This window comes from Gordonia sp. DT218 (genome assembly GCF_049847105.1).
In the GTDB taxonomy this organism is placed as follows: domain Bacteria; phylum Actinomycetota; class Actinomycetes; order Mycobacteriales; family Mycobacteriaceae; genus Gordonia.
Genome location: NZ_JBNCNS010000010.1, coordinates 13780 through 27742 on the forward strand (window position 1 = coordinate 13780; position 13963 = coordinate 27742).

A 13963-nucleotide genomic window follows, 5' to 3' on the forward strand; every position below is an offset into this window, starting at 1 on the left:
TATGCACGCCGATGCAAATCAATTCACGGGTGGGTGGGACCTCAGCGCAGTCGGGCGCCCAGCTGTTCGCCTGCGTGCGCGACGGCCGCGAGCTTCGCCTCGTTGGCCTCGTCCTCGGTGAGCGTCCGGTCGGGCGCGCGGAACCGGAGGGCGAAGGTGAGCGACTTGCTGCCGTCACCGACCTGCTCGCCGGTGAACACGTCGAACAGGTCGATGGCCTCGAGAAGGTCGCCGGCTCCGACGCGCAGCGCCGCGGCGACGTCGCCGGCAGACACGGTGTCCGCGACCACCACCGCGACGTCCTGCAGCACGGCCGGGAACGGCGAGACATGTGGCGCGGCCAGGTGCTCGACGAGGGGCATCGCGTCGATGTCGATCTCGACGGCGCACAGCCGCTTGGGCAGACCGGCGCGTTCGAGCACCGCCGGGTGCAGCTCTCCCGCGTACCCGACCGTTACACCGTCGACACTGAGTCGTGCACAGCGACCGGGATGCCACGGCCGCTCGTCGACGGCCGACAACACCAGTTCGACACCGGCAGCACGACCGATGGTCCGGGCCGCCTCGAAGGCGTCGACATGGTCGGCGGTACGTCCCGGGCCCCACGGGCCGGCAGGATCTCGGAGCCCGGTCAGAACCACCGCGACATGCAGCGGTTGATGCGGCAACGACGCATCGAGCGCCGCGATCTGTTCGTCGGTGGGCCTGCGGGTGACATCGAGCGCATCCACCGCGGCGACGTGATCACCCGCCAGCACGACCTGACCGATGGTGTAGAGCGACAGGTCTCGCTGGCCGCGCGCGATGTTGCGGGCGGTCATCTCCAGCAGACCGGGCAGCAGGGTGGTGTTGAGTTCCGGACGATCGGACTCCAGCGGATTGAGCACTTTGACGGTCCGACGACGCTCGTCGTCGGCGGGCAGATCCCAGACGTCGAAGACCCCGGCCGGCATGAACGGGTACGGAAGCACCTCGACGTAGCCGTCGAGCGCGAGAGTCCGACCGATGCCGCGACGGCGACGTTGCACCGCACTCAGGCCCGTACCGGCAGGCGCGCGCGGCACCACGGCCGGAATGTCCTCGAGCCCTTCGAGGCGCAACACCTCCTCGACCAGATCGGCGCGCTCCCGCAGATCGGGACGCCACGACGGCGGTGTGACAGTCAGCGGATCGGTACCCGCGACCGTGCAGCCCACCTCGGCCAGACGCGCCGCGGTGGTACCGGCCGGATACGGGATCCCGGCGGTGCGGTCGGGCTCGTCGAGGGCGATGGTGATCGGCGGCACGGCGGTCCTCGCGACACGGGTCTCGCTCAGGGGCGAGGCGACGGCGCCACCGGCGATCTCGACGATCAGTCGCGCCGCCCGGTCCGATGCCACCGCGGTGACCTCCGGATCCACGGTGCGCTCGAATCGCTTGCTCGCCTCCGACGTCAGCTTGTGCCGTTTGCCGGTACGGAACACCCGCACCGGATCGAAGGTCGCCGCCTCGAGCAGGACGGTCGTCGTCGTGTCGGCGACCTCGGTGGATGCCCCGCCCATCACACCGGCCAGTGCGACGGGTCCGCTGTCGTCCGCGATCACGACGTCTTCGGGATCGAGGACCCGCACGACATCGTCGAGGGTGGTCAGTTTCTCGCCTGCCTGCGCGAGGCGCACCGTGATGGTGCCGGCGAGTTTCTCCGCATCGAAGGCGTGCAACGGCTGCCCGAGCTCGATCATCACGTAGTTGGTGATGTCGACGATCGCGGAGATGGGCCGAATACCCGCCACCAGCAGCCGCTTCTGCATCCACCACGGAGAGGTCGCGGCGGGATCGACACCGGAGATGACCCGTGCGGTGTATCTCGTGGCCGACGAGTCCTCGTCGATCGCGACCGGCCAGGCGTCGCCCTCGGCGGAGGCCAAGGCGGCCACGCCGATGCCCTGGTCGACGAACGGCACCCCGAAGCTGCCGGCGAGTTCACGGCCGAGGCCGCGCACCGAGAACGCGTAGCCGCGGTCTGGCGTGACATTGATGTCGATGGCGGTGTCGTCGAGACCCAAGACCTCCCGGGCGTCGTCGCCGGGTTCGGCGGTACCCGGCGCGAGCACCAGGATTCCGCTGTGGTCGTTACCGATACCGAGTTCGGACACCGAGCAGATCATGCCGTCGGAGACGCGTCCGTAGGTCTTGCGCGAGGCGATCTCGAAGGGCCCGGGCAGCACCACCCCCGGCAGCGCTGCCACGATCAGGTCGCCGACGGCGAAGTTGCGTGCGCCACAGACGATGCCGCGCGGCTGCTCCTCCCCCACCTCGACGGTGCAGAACCGGATCGGCTTCTTGAACTCGGTGAGCTCCTCGATGGTCGCCACCCGGCCGATCACCAGCGGACCGGTGACGACCGGGAACGGCTCGACGTCCTCGATCTCGAAACCGACGCGGACGAATCCCTGGTCGATCTCCGCGGCCGTCGCCGACCACTGGGGGTCTCCGTGGCGGAGCACCTCGGTGAACCAGGACTGTGGGGCACGCACGTCAACCAACTACTTTCATCGATCGGGCTTGTCGCGGATATGGAGTTGCCGGTGGTCGGGCTCGATGACGGTCGGTCAGACCGCCGGGCCGAACGGGACGGTGAAACGGATGTCCCCCTCGACCATGTCACGCATGTCGGAGATGTCGTTGCGGAACTGCAGGGTTCGTTCGAGGCCCATCCCGAAGGCGAATCCCGAATAGACATCGGGATCGATTCCGCTGGCGCGCAACACATTCGGGTTTACCATGCCGCAGCCGCCCCACTCGACCCAACCGGCTCCGCCCTTCTTGCCGGGGAACCAGACGTCCACCTCCGCCGACGGCTCGGTGAACGGGAAGTAGCTCGGCCGCATCCGGGTGGTGGTCTCCGGACCGAACAGGGCCCGGGCGAAGACCTCCAGGGTGCCGCGCAGGTTGGCCAGGGTCAGGCCCTTGTCGACGGCCAGTCCCTCGATCTGGTGGAAGACCGGCGTATGGGTGGCGTCGAGTTCGTCGGTACGGAACGTCCGCCCGGGGCATGCGACGTAGATCGGCAGGTCGCGGCTCAGCATGGACCGCACCTGCACCGGAGACGTGTGCGTCCGTAGCACCTGCCGTGAGCCCTCGGGTGCGATGTAGAAGGTGTCCTGCATCGAACGAGCCGGATGGTCGGGCAGGAAGTTGAGCGCATCGAAGTTGTGGTGCTCGGTCTCCACCTCCGGCCCCTCGGCGACCTCCCAGCCCATCCCGATGAAGACATCGGCGACCTGCTCGGCGATCACGGTGATCGGGTGACGGGCACCGACGCGTCGGCGGCTGCTGGGCAACGTGACGTCGACGGCCTCGGCGACCAGCACGGCTGCGTCACGCTCGGCCTGCAACGTCGCCGTCCGGAGGTCGAATGCCGCGGTGACCCGCCCGCGGACCTCGTTGACCGTCTTTCCGGCGGCCGAACGCTGGTCCTTGGGGATCGCGCCCAACGCCCGGCGAGCGAGTGCGATCGGCGACCGATCACCGAGATGCGCGGTCTTGGCGTGCGCGAGTTCGTCGAGGTCTGCGGCCACCTCGAACGCGGCGACGGCGGCCGCGGCCGCGGCATCGAGTTCGTGCGGTTCGGGGAACCGCATCTCTTGGGCGTCGTCGGCAGGGCTGGCCACGGTCGGCGATCTCCTCGTTTCTCGTCCTGGTGTCCGTCTACCCCGTCTCACGAGACAGGAGAACTCTCGACGGTCCAGCGTAGTCGACCGTGGTGACGGCTTGCGCCGCAGGTAGGCGATGGATCGGCTTCTCAGAACGGGATTCCGAACCCCGCACACGTCATCGGCTTCCGGTTGCCCGGATCGAGCTCGTTCAGCAGAATCCGCGTCACGCCCGGATCGGCGATCATGCCGAGGTGCCCGACATGACTGTCCGGACAGAATGACTGGACGAACAGATTCCGGACGTTGGGCCCCGGGGGCAGGAACGCAACATCCTTGGGTATGGCGAGTTCGTCGTACCTGCTGACGATGTTGACGTACTCGATGCCCGGGTAGGTGCGTGGGGTGAACCTGAACGACGCCGGACTGAGAAGGTCTGACGCCGCCGGAATCCCTAGTGCGAGAAGCTCTTGTGCGCCCGGTATCGCTCCGGCGATACCACTCCAGAACTCCGGGGCGTTATTTGCGCCCGCAAGTCCGACGACGCGTGCGACATTCTTGTATCCCTGGTTCTTGTCGAGGTACGTCAGGTTGATCGCCGCTCCTTGCGAGTGCCCGATCAGGTCGACCTTCGGCGCTCCGGTCCACTTCCGCACCTTCGTCACGAATGCGGCCAGTTCCGTTGCCGAGTTCTCCAGTTTGTCGACGCCGCCGAATCCGTTGCTGTACGGCAGCCGGCCCACCGTCGTCGAGTACACGCAGTACCCGTTGTTGGCCAGCTCGGGCCCGATCGCCTGCCAGCTGGCGTTTTGGTTGGTCATCGTCCCGTGCACCAACACGACCGGGACCGGGTGGTTTGTACTGCGGCAGTGCGGTTTGTCGACCCCTGGCGCAGGTGTGTCGGCGTCGAACGTCCCGGTGGCGAGTGCCGCCGCGATGTTGTAGTTGACCGGATACATCGGTGCGGCGCTCGCTGGTGCCGCAACCGCGAACCCGACCACCACACCGACAACACACGCGGCAATTGCCGCCCACAACCGATGTCGCGCAACCACGATGTTCCAGCCCCTGACGCCCAGACAACAGTGACGTAACGCTAACCCAGTTCCACCGAAGTCGATCAACGATTGGGCAGCACGCTCACCATCAGCTACGCGCCTGCACTCGTGCGCTGGCGTACAGGCAGATCGCGGCTGCGGCAGCGAGGTTGAGACTCTCCGCGCGGCCGTGGATCGGGATCGACACCCGGTGGTCGGCACGCGCCGCGACCTCGTCGGAAAGACCGTGTGCCTCGTTGCCGAAAAGCCAGGCGGTCGGCGCGGCGAGCAGACCGTCGGCGTCGTCGAGGGATATCTCGCCGTCGGCAGCGGTGGCGAGGACCGCGACGCCGGCATCCCGGATCGCGGCTAGGCCTGCGGTGATGTCGCGCTCGCGCACGATCGGCACATGGAACACGCTGCCCGCCGAGGACCGCACACACTTCCCGTTGTGCGGATCCACCGAGTCGCCGAGCAGGATCACCGCGTCGGCGCCCATCGCATCGGCGCATCGGATGAGGGTGCCGAGGTTGCCCGGCTCACGCGGCTCCACCGCGACGGCCAGCAGGCTCGCCGATGTGTCCAGCACGTCCGGGAGGAGTCGATCGAGCAGCGCGGAGATGGCGAACACCCCGGGAGCGGTGGTGGCCTCCGTCAGCTTGGCCACCGCTCGCTCGGACAGGATCTCGACGGGGAGGCCGCCCGTGTGTGCGGAGTCGACGAGCGCAGCGAACCGATCGACGTCGCCGTCGCGCACCAGGATTCGCTGAGCCCTGCGGGTTGCGAGTGCCGATTCGACGGCATTGGCACCCTCCACGAGGAAACGTCCCTCGGAGCGGCGCACCGACGAACGGTGCAGCTTCGCATACGACACGACCCGCGATGAACGTTCGGTGAGAACTTCCATCACGGGTCGTGGAATGTCGTCAGACGCGCCGGCGTCAGGCAGCGGGCGCGTTCACATCGGCCGGCAGCGCCTTGCGCGCGACCTCGACGAGACCGGTGAAGGCCTCCGGGTCGGTGACGGCGATGTCGGCGAGCACCTTGCGGTCCACCTCGACTCCGGCGGCCTTCAGGCCCTGGATGAAGCGGTTGTAGGTGATGTCGTTGGCGCGAGCCGCGGCGTTGATACGCGCGATCCACAGCTTGCGGAACTCACCCTTGCGGGCGCGACGGTCCCGGTAGGCGTAGGTCATCGAGTGGAGCTGCTGCTCCTTCGCCTTGCGGTACAGACGCGAACGCTGTCCGCGATAACCCTTGGAGGCCTCCAGGGTCGAACGACGCTTCTTCTGGGCGTTCACCGCCCTTTTCACGCGTGCCATGTCTCAAATCCTTTGTTCGTCAGATGTCTTCGGGTCCCCGGCCTCCGGCGGCGGGGCGCAGTCTTCGGTCGGCGTCAGCGGTTGAGGAGCCGCTTGATGCGCGGAGTGTCGTTCTCGCTCACGACGGCGATCCCGTCGAGACGGCGAGTACGGCGCGACGACTTGTGCTCCAGGAGGTGGCGACGGTTGGCCTTCTGGCGAACGATCTTGCCGCTACCGGTCACCTTGAATCGCTTCGCGGTGCCCTTGTGGGTCTTGCTCTTCGGCATGTTCTTCCTTCGTTCGAGCGAGCGGAAGCCCACCCGTGGTCACCGGGTGGTTCTCGCGCGCTGATGGTCAGTGCTCAGTGGCGGATGGTGTTACCCATCCCCCTTCGCTATTGGTTGGTCTCGGCGTCTTGCGCGGCGCCGTCGGGGCGCGGTCCACGGTCGCGGCCCTGCTGGGCCTTCTGTCGGGTCTTCGCACCCTTGTGCGGTGCCAGCACCATCGTCATGTTCCGGCCGTCCTGCTTGGCGGAGGTCTCGATGAAGCCGTAGTCGGCGACGTCGTTGCCCAAGCGCTGCAGAAGTCGGTAGCCCAGCTCGGGGCGCGACTGCTCGCGACCACGGAACATGATGGTGACCTTCACCTTGGACCCGGCCTCGAGGAACCGTACGACGTGACCCTTTTTGGTCTCGTAGTCGTGGTCGTCGATCTTCGGGCGGAGCTTCTGCTCCTTGACGACGGTCATCTGCTGGTTGCGACGCGATTCGCGCTGTTTCTGCGCGGCTTCGTACTTGAACTTGCCGTAGTCCATGATCTTGCACACGGGTGGCCGTGCGTCGGGGGCGACCTCGACCAGGTCCAGATCGGCCTCGATGGCCAGGCGAAGCGCATCTTCAACACGCACGATGCCCACCTGCTCCGAGTTCGGTCCGACGAGTCGGACCTCAGGGACGCGGATGCGCTCGTTGATGCGGGTCTCAGTGCTGATGGGGCCTCCTAGATCAGTGTTCTCTGGTGACCGCGGCCCAGGATCGCTGGGATGCGCAAGCAGGTGGCTCTCCAGCAGAAGAGCCCCGCGACGCTGATGGCGTCCGCAGGGCTCCGTTACCGACCGGTTCTCCGACGCACATGTCGGACCGACGAATCTGCGCTGCTCAAAGCGGCGAGACCTCGGTATGAACCGGACCGTACAACTGCGGGTGAAACCGCGTCGTGACGGTGGGAGCGGAACTCCACTTGCGACCCCGGCGCAAACCGGGGCGGTCGTGCTATGGGAGTCTAACAGCCATGACCGAGAACTCCTATTCGTCACCTGCACAGATACCCGGTGAGGGCAACGCTGACGGTGGCGAGGGAATCATCGGTCCGGAGCAGACCGGTATCGACAACGTCCGCGACCTGGCCGATATTCCGGCCATCGAGGTGGTCACCAAGGCGATCGTGCTGCTGATGAGCGCGGCCGCCGAGAAACTGGGTCTGGCCGAGGGAGCCGACGAGGACTCCGTCGACCTCGATGAAGCGCGACGGCTCATCACCTCGCTGGCCGGCCTCGTGCAGGCCTCCACCGAATATCTCGGCATCCACGCGGCCCCGATCCGCGACGGCCTCAAGGGCCTCCAGCTGGCGTTCCGCGAGGCGAGCGCGCATCCGGACGAGCCGGGCGAGGGCCCTGGCGAGAAGTACACGGGGCCGGTCCGCGCGCCACGCCGATAGACCATCGCGCTCGTGGGCGCGACGTAGGCTGGAGTGGTGAACCCGGACAAGCGCGAGGAGCCCCAGCCCGACGTCGTCGACGCCGAGGTTGTTCTGCCGGAACCAGCATCACCGACGTCGGTGCCGGCGCCGCCGGGTTTCGTCACAGGCGCGGCAATCCCCGACCCGGGCTACGACCAGTCGGGTGTACCGACCTTCGACTTCGTCCGCGACAAGATCGAGAACCGGGTCGCCACGGCGATCGGCTCCGAGGAGCTGGCAGAGGCGTCGCCCGAGGGGCAGCAGGTCGACGAGATGATGCGCAAACGCGACGAGGCGGCCAAGAAGAAGCTCGACGAGATCCGGAAGTCGATGGGCAAGGGCTGACACCCGGTTTTGTAGTAATAGTCCGCACTGCACGCGGACTATTGCTACAAAGCGGATTCAGCCCGCCGAGGCCACGTCCTCATCGAGCTCGAGGATGTCGGCCAGGAACTTCCCGGTGTGACTCTCCGGGACCGCCGCGATGTCTTCGGGCGTTCCCTCTGCCACTACTGTGCCGCCGCCCGTTCCACCCTCGGGGCCCATGTCGATGACCCAGTCTGCCGTCTTGATGACGTCGAGGTTGTGCTCGATGACGATGACGGTGTTGCCCTTGTCGACCAGCCCGCTGATGACCCCGAGCAGCTTCTTGATGTCCTCGAAGTGCAGGCCGGTGGTCGGCTCGTCAAGTATGTAGGCCGTCCGACCGGTCGAGCGCTTCTGGAGTTCGGCGGCCAATTTCACGCGCTGCGCCTCGCCACCGGAGAGCGTCGGCGCCGGCTGGCCGAGTCGCACGTACCCGAGCCCGACGTCGACCAGCGTCTTCAGATAGCGGTGGATCGACGTGACCGGCTCGAAGAACTCGGCGGCCTCCTCGATCGGCATGTCGAGGACCTCGGAGATGGTCTTGCCCTTGTAGTGGACCTCAAGCGTCTCGCGGTTGTACCGCGCGCCATGGCACACCTCGCACGGCACGTAGACATCCGGGAGGAAGTTCATCTCGATCTTGATCGTGCCCTCACCGGTGCAGGCCTCGCAGCGCCCGCCCTTGACGTTGAAAGAGAACCGGCCGGGCTGATAGCCGCGCACCTTCGCCTCGGTGGTCGCGGCGAACAACGTCCGGATCTTGTCGAAGACGCCGGTGTAGGTCGCCGGATTCGAGCGCGGTGTGCGGCCGATCGGCGACTGGTCGACCTGGACCAGCTTGTCGAGGTGATCGAGACCCTTCACACGCGTGTGCCGGCCGGGTACCTGTCGCGCACCGTTGAGCTTGTTGGCCAGCACGGTCGCGAGGATGTCGTTGACGAGCGTCGACTTCCCCGAGCCGGAGACCCCGGTGATCGCGGTGAGCACGCCGAGCGGGAACGGTACGTCGATCCCGCGCAGGTTGTGTTCACGCGCACCGACGACGGTGAGTTGCTTGCGCCGGGAGATGGGTCGTCGGATCGCCGGCACCGGCAGCGAGTCCCGCCCGGACAAGTAGGCGCCCGTCAGCGATCGGCGGTTGCGCAGCAGATCCTTGTAGCTGCCGCTGTGCACCACCTCGCCACCGTGCTCGCCCGCTCGTGGCCCGATGTCGACGATCCAGTCCGCCGAGCGGATGGTGTCCTCGTCGTGCTCGACGACGATCAGGGTGTTCCCGAGATCCCGCAGGCGCGTGAGGGTTTCGATGAGACGCCGATTGTCGCGCTGATGGAGCCCGATCGATGGCTCGTCGAGGACGTAGAGCACGCCGGCGAGACCGGAGCCGATCTGGGTTGCCAGCCGAATACGCTGCGCCTCACCACCCGACAGCGAGCCCGCCGCCCGCGACAGCGACAGGTACTCGAGCCCGACGTCGAGGAGGAACGTGATGCGGGCCTGGACCTCTTTGAGAACCCGTCCGGCGATGGCCTGCTGACGCGCATCGAGTTCCAGGCCGTTGAGGTAATCGGCACATTCCGACACCGACAGCGCACACACCTCGGCGATGGATTTCGGTCCGAAGGTCGGATGGTCGAGCGTGACGGAGAGGATCTCGGGCCGCAGGCGCGCGCCCTGGCAGGCCGGGCAGGGTACGTCGCGCATGTACCCCTCGTATCGCTCCTTCATCTGCTCGGACTCGGTCTGGTCCATGCGCCGGGCCAGGAACGACAGCACGCCTTCGAATTCCGTGTAGTACGAACGGGTCCGCCCGTAGCGATTGCGGAACTTCACATGGACCTGGTGGTCGCTGCCGTTGAGGATGGCGTTGCGCGCCTTGGCGGGCAGTTTCCGCCACGGGGTGTCGACGTCGAAGCCCATCTGATCGGCCAGGCCACCCATCAGCCGCAGGAAGTAGTCGGCATTGTGCCCTCCCGACCACGGGGCGATTGCACCGTCGGCCAGCGACAGATCGGGATCGGGAACCACCAATTCCTCGTCGACCTCCTTGCGGATACCGAGGCCGTCGCACTCCGGGCAGGCGCCGTAGGGCGAGTTGAACGAGAACGACCGCGGTTCGAGATCGTCGATGGCGATCGGGTGCCCGTTCGGGCACGCCATGCGTTCGGAGAACCGGCGTTCCCGATGAGGATCCGACTCGTCGAGATCGACGAAGTCGAGGACGACGATGCCGTCGGCGAGGCGTAGCGCGGTCTCGATGGAGTCGGTCAGACGCTGCTTGGCGCTCGACTTGACCGCGAGTCGGTCCACGACGACCTCGATGTCGTGCTTCTCCTGCTTCTTCAGCTTCGGCGGATCGGTCAGCTGATGGACGGTTCCGTCGACCCGCGCACGGGAGAAGCCCTGGGTCTGGAGTTCGGCGAAGAGGTCGACGAATTCGCCCTTACGGGTGCGGACGACGGGTGCGAGTACCTGGAAACGCACACCCTGGTCCATCTCGAGGACCTGGTCGACGATCTGCTGCGGAGTCTGTTTGGCGATCAGCGCGCCGCACTCGGGGCAATGCGCACGGCCGGCGCGGGCGTAGAGCAATCGGAGGTAGTCGTAGACCTCGGTGATCGTGCCGACCGTGGATCGCGGGTTCCGGTTGGTCGACTTCTGGTCGATGGAGACGGCCGGCGACAGCCCTTCGATGAAGTCCACGTCTGGTTTGTCCATCTGACCGAGGAACTGGCGCGCGTATGCCGACAGCGATTCGACGTAGCGTCGCTGCCCCTCGGCGAAGATCGTGTCGAACGCGAGCGACGACTTCCCCGATCCCGACAGCCCGGTGAACACGATGAGGCTGTCCCGCGGGAGATCCACGTCGATACCGCGCAGGTTGTGTTCACGGGCGCCGCGGACGATGAGACGGTCAACCACTTGGAGTCCTCATTCGTTGCTGACCCGACGTTCGCTCGGGTGCTGGTGTGTGAGCCGGCTGGACGCGATCCAGGCCTGGCCGGACCGCACCGCGCACACCCTAACGACGACCACCGACAAGATCCGAGGGCTCGATTGCTTCCCTGGTATTCGGAGTGTTCGACGCATGCGCGCGCTCGGCGGTCATACGACCGATGTTCAACGATACCCTCGTCGGCCGGTCGCTGTTCCTCGTGAAGCCGGTGTCCGGTCTCACCCTGCGGTAGGGGCCACGATCACCCCGGAGAGCGATGCGGTTCAGCCGTGCGGGATAAGACCCTGGATGCCATGACACGCACGTACTCACGGCCTTCGGCGGGGAGATCGGTCGCCGGCGTGATCATCCCGCTCGTGGCCGTCGCGGTCGTGATCATCGTCACCATGATGACGACCGGCCGGTCGGCGACCTCACCGCTGGATCGGTCCGCGTGGGTGCGCGGTCACGCCGAACGTGGACCGCTCGTCACGGCGGGGAGCACCTCGGTCTTGCGCGGGTCCTGCAGAGCGGCGCGGCGATATCTACCGGAGTATCGCGGAGATCTTTCAACAGCCGTACGCCCGCGACGTCGAGAGATACTTCGACAGCACCACGCCCGGACAGGTGGTGCTCAGGGGGCTACCGGACAGTCTCGATGACCTGCTGACCCCCGCAGGCTTCGCCATGCTCCGCAATCCGACCGGCTCGCTAGCGCAAGGCCTCCGCGTGGACGCCGAGGTCTGTCGGGCCTGGACGCCGCAGGTCCCGATCCGCCTCTACAAGGTCCGCGCCGACGAACAGGCGACCACGACGAACACCGACCACTGTGTGTCGGACATGCGCTCGCGATGGGTGCGTGCTCCGGTGATCGACGTCGGCGAGACAGTGCACGAGGGGTCGCGCCACCTGGGCTCCAACGTCGCCGGAACCGCGCAGGTCGTCCGGTGGTTCAGCGGGCTCGGGTGAATCGCGCGCACACCGGGTCTAACCTGGCGGCCATGAGCCCCCAAGATGTTTCCCTCAGCGACAGCTACACCGGAGATCTCTCGGAGTCACCCCGGCCTCAGCGGCGAACCCTCGGGTCGGCGACGATCGTGAAGATGTCCGTCGGCCCGATGGACAACAACGTATACGTGATCACCTCCGATGCGACCGGAGACCAGCTGATCATCGATGCCGCCAACGATGCCGACCGCATCCTCGAGGTGGTCCGGTCGCTGCCGGGTACCCCGAAGCTGATCTTCACCACACATCAGCATTTCGACCACTGGCAGGCCCTTGCCGAGGTGGCCGGCGAGCTCGGTGTCCCGACGGCGGCCGGCCGCCTCGACGCCCACGAACTGCCCATCGCCCCGGACCGGCTGATCGACGACGGTGACACCGTCGTGGTCGGTGACCTCACCTTCGACGCGATCCATCTCGTGGGCCACACCCCCGGTTCGATCGCGCTCGCGTACACCGACGACGACGGAGTGCATCTCTTCACCGGCGACTGCCTGTTTCCCGGGGGCGTCGGCAAGACCTGGGAACCGGGCCACTTCGACACGTTGATCGACGACGTGTCCACGAAGGTGTTCGATCGATACCCGGATTCGACGGCCGTCTACCCCGGACACGGCAAGGACACCACCGTCGGCGCCGAGCGCCCGTCACTGCCCGAATGGCGTCGGCGCGGCTGGTGACCGACTCGCGCACGGGTGCCACTTCGCGTCCGCGTGCCTGCGTTCGCTGTCCGAGCCCGGTAGCCTCGATGAGGTTCACCACTCAAGACACGGGGGTGGACATCCGAGCTCTGTCACGAGGAGGCCGTCAATGTTGATCCGCCGAATTGCCCGACCCATGCTGGCCACAGTGTTCGTTGCCTCCGGCATCGACGCCCTACGCAATCCTCAGGCCAGGGCCGACATGTCGCGCGATCTCGTCGACAAATCGGTTCAGGCCCTCCCGAACAGCGTCACCGACAACGTCCCGACCGAGCCGGAGATCCTCGTGCGCGTCAACGGCGCGATCCAACTCGGCGGCGGAATCCTTCTGGCGACCGGCAAGTTCCCGCGGTTCGCCGCGCTGGGTCTGGCTGGTTCGCTGGTCCCGACGACGTTGGCCGGACACGCATTCTGGGACGAGACCGACCCCGACGTCCGGGCTCGGCAGCGCACCCAGTTCTACAAGAACGTGAGCCTGCTCGGCGGGCTGCTCATCGCAGCCGTCGACACCGAGGGCAAGCCGTCACTCGCGTGGCGTGGTCGCCGGAAGGCCGGCGAGGCGAGCCAGGCGATCACCGCCGCGCTGCCGATCGGCGTTGCCGCATCGGAATCGACCTGGGGCACGATCCGCGAACGCTCAGCGGAGGGCGCCCACGTGCTGGGCGAGCGTTCCGTCGAGGCCGCCGAGGTCATCAAACATCGTGCGCCCGAGATCGCCGAGGCCGCTCGCGAGCGTTCCGTCGAGGCCGCCGAGGTCATCAAGCACCGTGCGCCCGAGATCGCCGAGGCGGCACGCGACCGGTCCGTCGAGGCCGCCGAGGTCATCCGGCACCGCGTACCGGAGCTGGCAGACGCCGCCCAGAAGCGCTCCGCGGACTTCGCGGAGGTGGCGCAGAAGCGTTCGGACAAGGCCGCCAAGGTGGCTCAGAAACGTTCCGAGAAGACCGCGAAGAAGCTGCAGAAACGCGCCGACAAGGCAGCCGAGCGCATCATCGACCGTGCGCCCGAATTGGCCGAAGCCATTCGCGAGAAGTCTTCCGACGCCGCCGAGGTCGTCAAGAGCCGTGCGCCCGAGCTCGCGGATCAGGCATCCACGCTCGCAACCACCGCAAAAGGCAAGGCAGCCGAGGGCGCCGAAGAAGGACGGCGGCGCTGGCGAGAGGCCCGCTCATAGACCCTCTTCCCAACCCCCGCCCGAGCGGGCCCAGCACCGACAACAGGACGGCATTCCCCGCCCACGCTTATC

Annotated in this window: 13 protein-coding genes; 5 read left to right on the forward strand and 8 right to left on the reverse strand. The window is 66.9% G+C overall.

From position 1 onward, the window contains the following. Nucleotides 1–41 precede the first annotated feature (41 nt). The 7 genes from pheT to infC all read right to left on the reverse strand — a co-directional run bounded on the left by pheT (nt 42) and on the right by infC (nt 7030). Entirely contained in the window at nt 42–2516 is a 2475-nt protein-coding gene (gene pheT / locus ACPXCG_RS23525) for a phenylalanine--tRNA ligase subunit beta (protein ID WP_425794793.1), read from the reverse strand. Nucleotides 2517–2591: 75 nt separating this feature from the next. Then, complete coding sequence (pheS, locus tag ACPXCG_RS23530; RefSeq protein WP_425794848.1) at nt 2592–3623, reverse strand: phenylalanine--tRNA ligase subunit alpha; 1032 nt, start codon at nt 3621–3623, stop codon at nt 2592–2594. Nucleotides 3624–3784: 161 nt separating this feature from the next. Further along, complete coding sequence (locus ACPXCG_RS23535) at nt 3785–4690, reverse strand: esterase/lipase family protein (protein ID WP_425794795.1); 906 nt, start codon at nt 4688–4690, stop codon at nt 3785–3787. A 91-nt stretch (nt 4691–4781) separates the two neighbouring features. Beyond that, complete coding sequence (locus tag ACPXCG_RS23540; protein WP_425794797.1) at nt 4782–5579, reverse strand: TrmH family RNA methyltransferase; 798 nt, start codon at nt 5577–5579, stop codon at nt 4782–4784. 34 nt (nt 5580–5613) lie between these two features. After that, the gene (gene rplT / locus ACPXCG_RS23545) at nt 5614–5994 is read right to left on the reverse strand and encodes a 50S ribosomal protein L20 (RefSeq protein WP_005178731.1); all 381 of its coding nucleotides are present in this window, start codon (nt 5992–5994) and stop codon (nt 5614–5616) included. 74 nt (nt 5995–6068) lie between these two features. Then, the gene (rpmI, locus tag ACPXCG_RS23550) at nt 6069–6263 is read right to left on the reverse strand and encodes a 50S ribosomal protein L35 (protein ID WP_161058883.1); all 195 of its coding nucleotides are present in this window, start codon (nt 6261–6263) and stop codon (nt 6069–6071) included. A gap of 107 nt (nt 6264–6370) precedes the next feature. Further along, nucleotides 6371–7030: a translation initiation factor IF-3 gene (gene infC / locus ACPXCG_RS23555; protein WP_425794849.1), complete on the reverse strand. Its 660-nt coding sequence runs from the start codon at nt 7028–7030 to the stop codon at nt 6371–6373. Nucleotides 7031–7266: 236 nt separating this feature from the next. Between infC and ACPXCG_RS23560 the strand changes: the two genes are divergently transcribed. Together ACPXCG_RS23560 and ACPXCG_RS23565 are read left to right on the forward strand one after the other, a co-directional pair. Continuing rightward, nucleotides 7267–7692, forward strand: coding sequence for a DUF1844 domain-containing protein (locus tag ACPXCG_RS23560; protein ID WP_425794801.1), 426 nt, complete (start codon nt 7267–7269; stop codon nt 7690–7692). A 33-nt stretch (nt 7693–7725) separates the two neighbouring features. Then, nucleotides 7726–8058 carry a PspA domain-containing protein gene (locus tag ACPXCG_RS23565; protein WP_425794803.1) on the forward strand — a complete coding sequence of 111 codons (333 nt, stop codon included), beginning with the start codon at nt 7726–7728 and terminating at the stop codon, nt 8056–8058. A gap of 57 nt (nt 8059–8115) precedes the next feature. Here the strand turns inward: ACPXCG_RS23565 and uvrA are convergent, their stop codons facing one another. Beyond that, a complete protein-coding gene (gene uvrA / locus ACPXCG_RS23570) occupies nt 8116–10998 on the reverse strand; it encodes an excinuclease ABC subunit UvrA (RefSeq protein ID WP_425794805.1) in 2883 nt (960 codons plus the stop codon). A 640-nt stretch (nt 10999–11638) separates the two neighbouring features. Between uvrA and ACPXCG_RS23575 the strand changes: the two genes are divergently transcribed. The 3 genes from ACPXCG_RS23575 (at nt 11639) to ACPXCG_RS23585 (ending at nt 13891) form a co-directional block, all read left to right on the forward strand. Beyond that, the gene (locus ACPXCG_RS23575) at nt 11639–11980 is read left to right on the forward strand and encodes a hypothetical protein (protein ID WP_425794807.1); all 342 of its coding nucleotides are present in this window, start codon (nt 11639–11641) and stop codon (nt 11978–11980) included. A 32-nt stretch (nt 11981–12012) separates the two neighbouring features. After that, entirely contained in the window at nt 12013–12696 is a 684-nt protein-coding gene (locus ACPXCG_RS23580; protein ID WP_425794809.1) for an MBL fold metallo-hydrolase, read from the forward strand. A 130-nt stretch (nt 12697–12826) separates the two neighbouring features. Further along, nucleotides 12827–13891 carry a DoxX family membrane protein gene (locus tag ACPXCG_RS23585; protein WP_425794811.1) on the forward strand — a complete coding sequence of 355 codons (1065 nt, stop codon included), beginning with the start codon at nt 12827–12829 and terminating at the stop codon, nt 13889–13891. Nucleotides 13892–13963 lie beyond the last annotated feature (72 nt).

Coding starts and splice junctions, on each gene's coding strand:
- ACPXCG_RS23560 (WP_425794801.1), top strand. CDS start 7,267: ATGACCGAGAACTCCTATTCGTCACCTGCACAGATACCCGGTGAGGGC.
- pheS (WP_425794848.1), bottom strand. CDS start 3,623: ATGCGGTTCCCCGAACCGCACGAACTCGATGCCGCGGCCGCGGCCGCC.
- ACPXCG_RS23580 (WP_425794809.1), top strand. CDS start 12,013: ATGAGCCCCCAAGATGTTTCCCTCAGCGACAGCTACACCGGAGATCTC.
- rplT (WP_005178731.1), bottom strand. CDS start 5,994: ATGGCACGCGTGAAAAGGGCGGTGAACGCCCAGAAGAAGCGTCGTTCG.
- ACPXCG_RS23585 (WP_425794811.1), top strand. CDS start 12,827: ATGTTGATCCGCCGAATTGCCCGACCCATGCTGGCCACAGTGTTCGTT.
- ACPXCG_RS23540 (WP_425794797.1), bottom strand. CDS start 5,579: ATGGAAGTTCTCACCGAACGTTCATCGCGGGTCGTGTCGTATGCGAAG.
- rpmI (WP_161058883.1), bottom strand. CDS start 6,263: ATGCCGAAGAGCAAGACCCACAAGGGCACCGCGAAGCGATTCAAGGTG.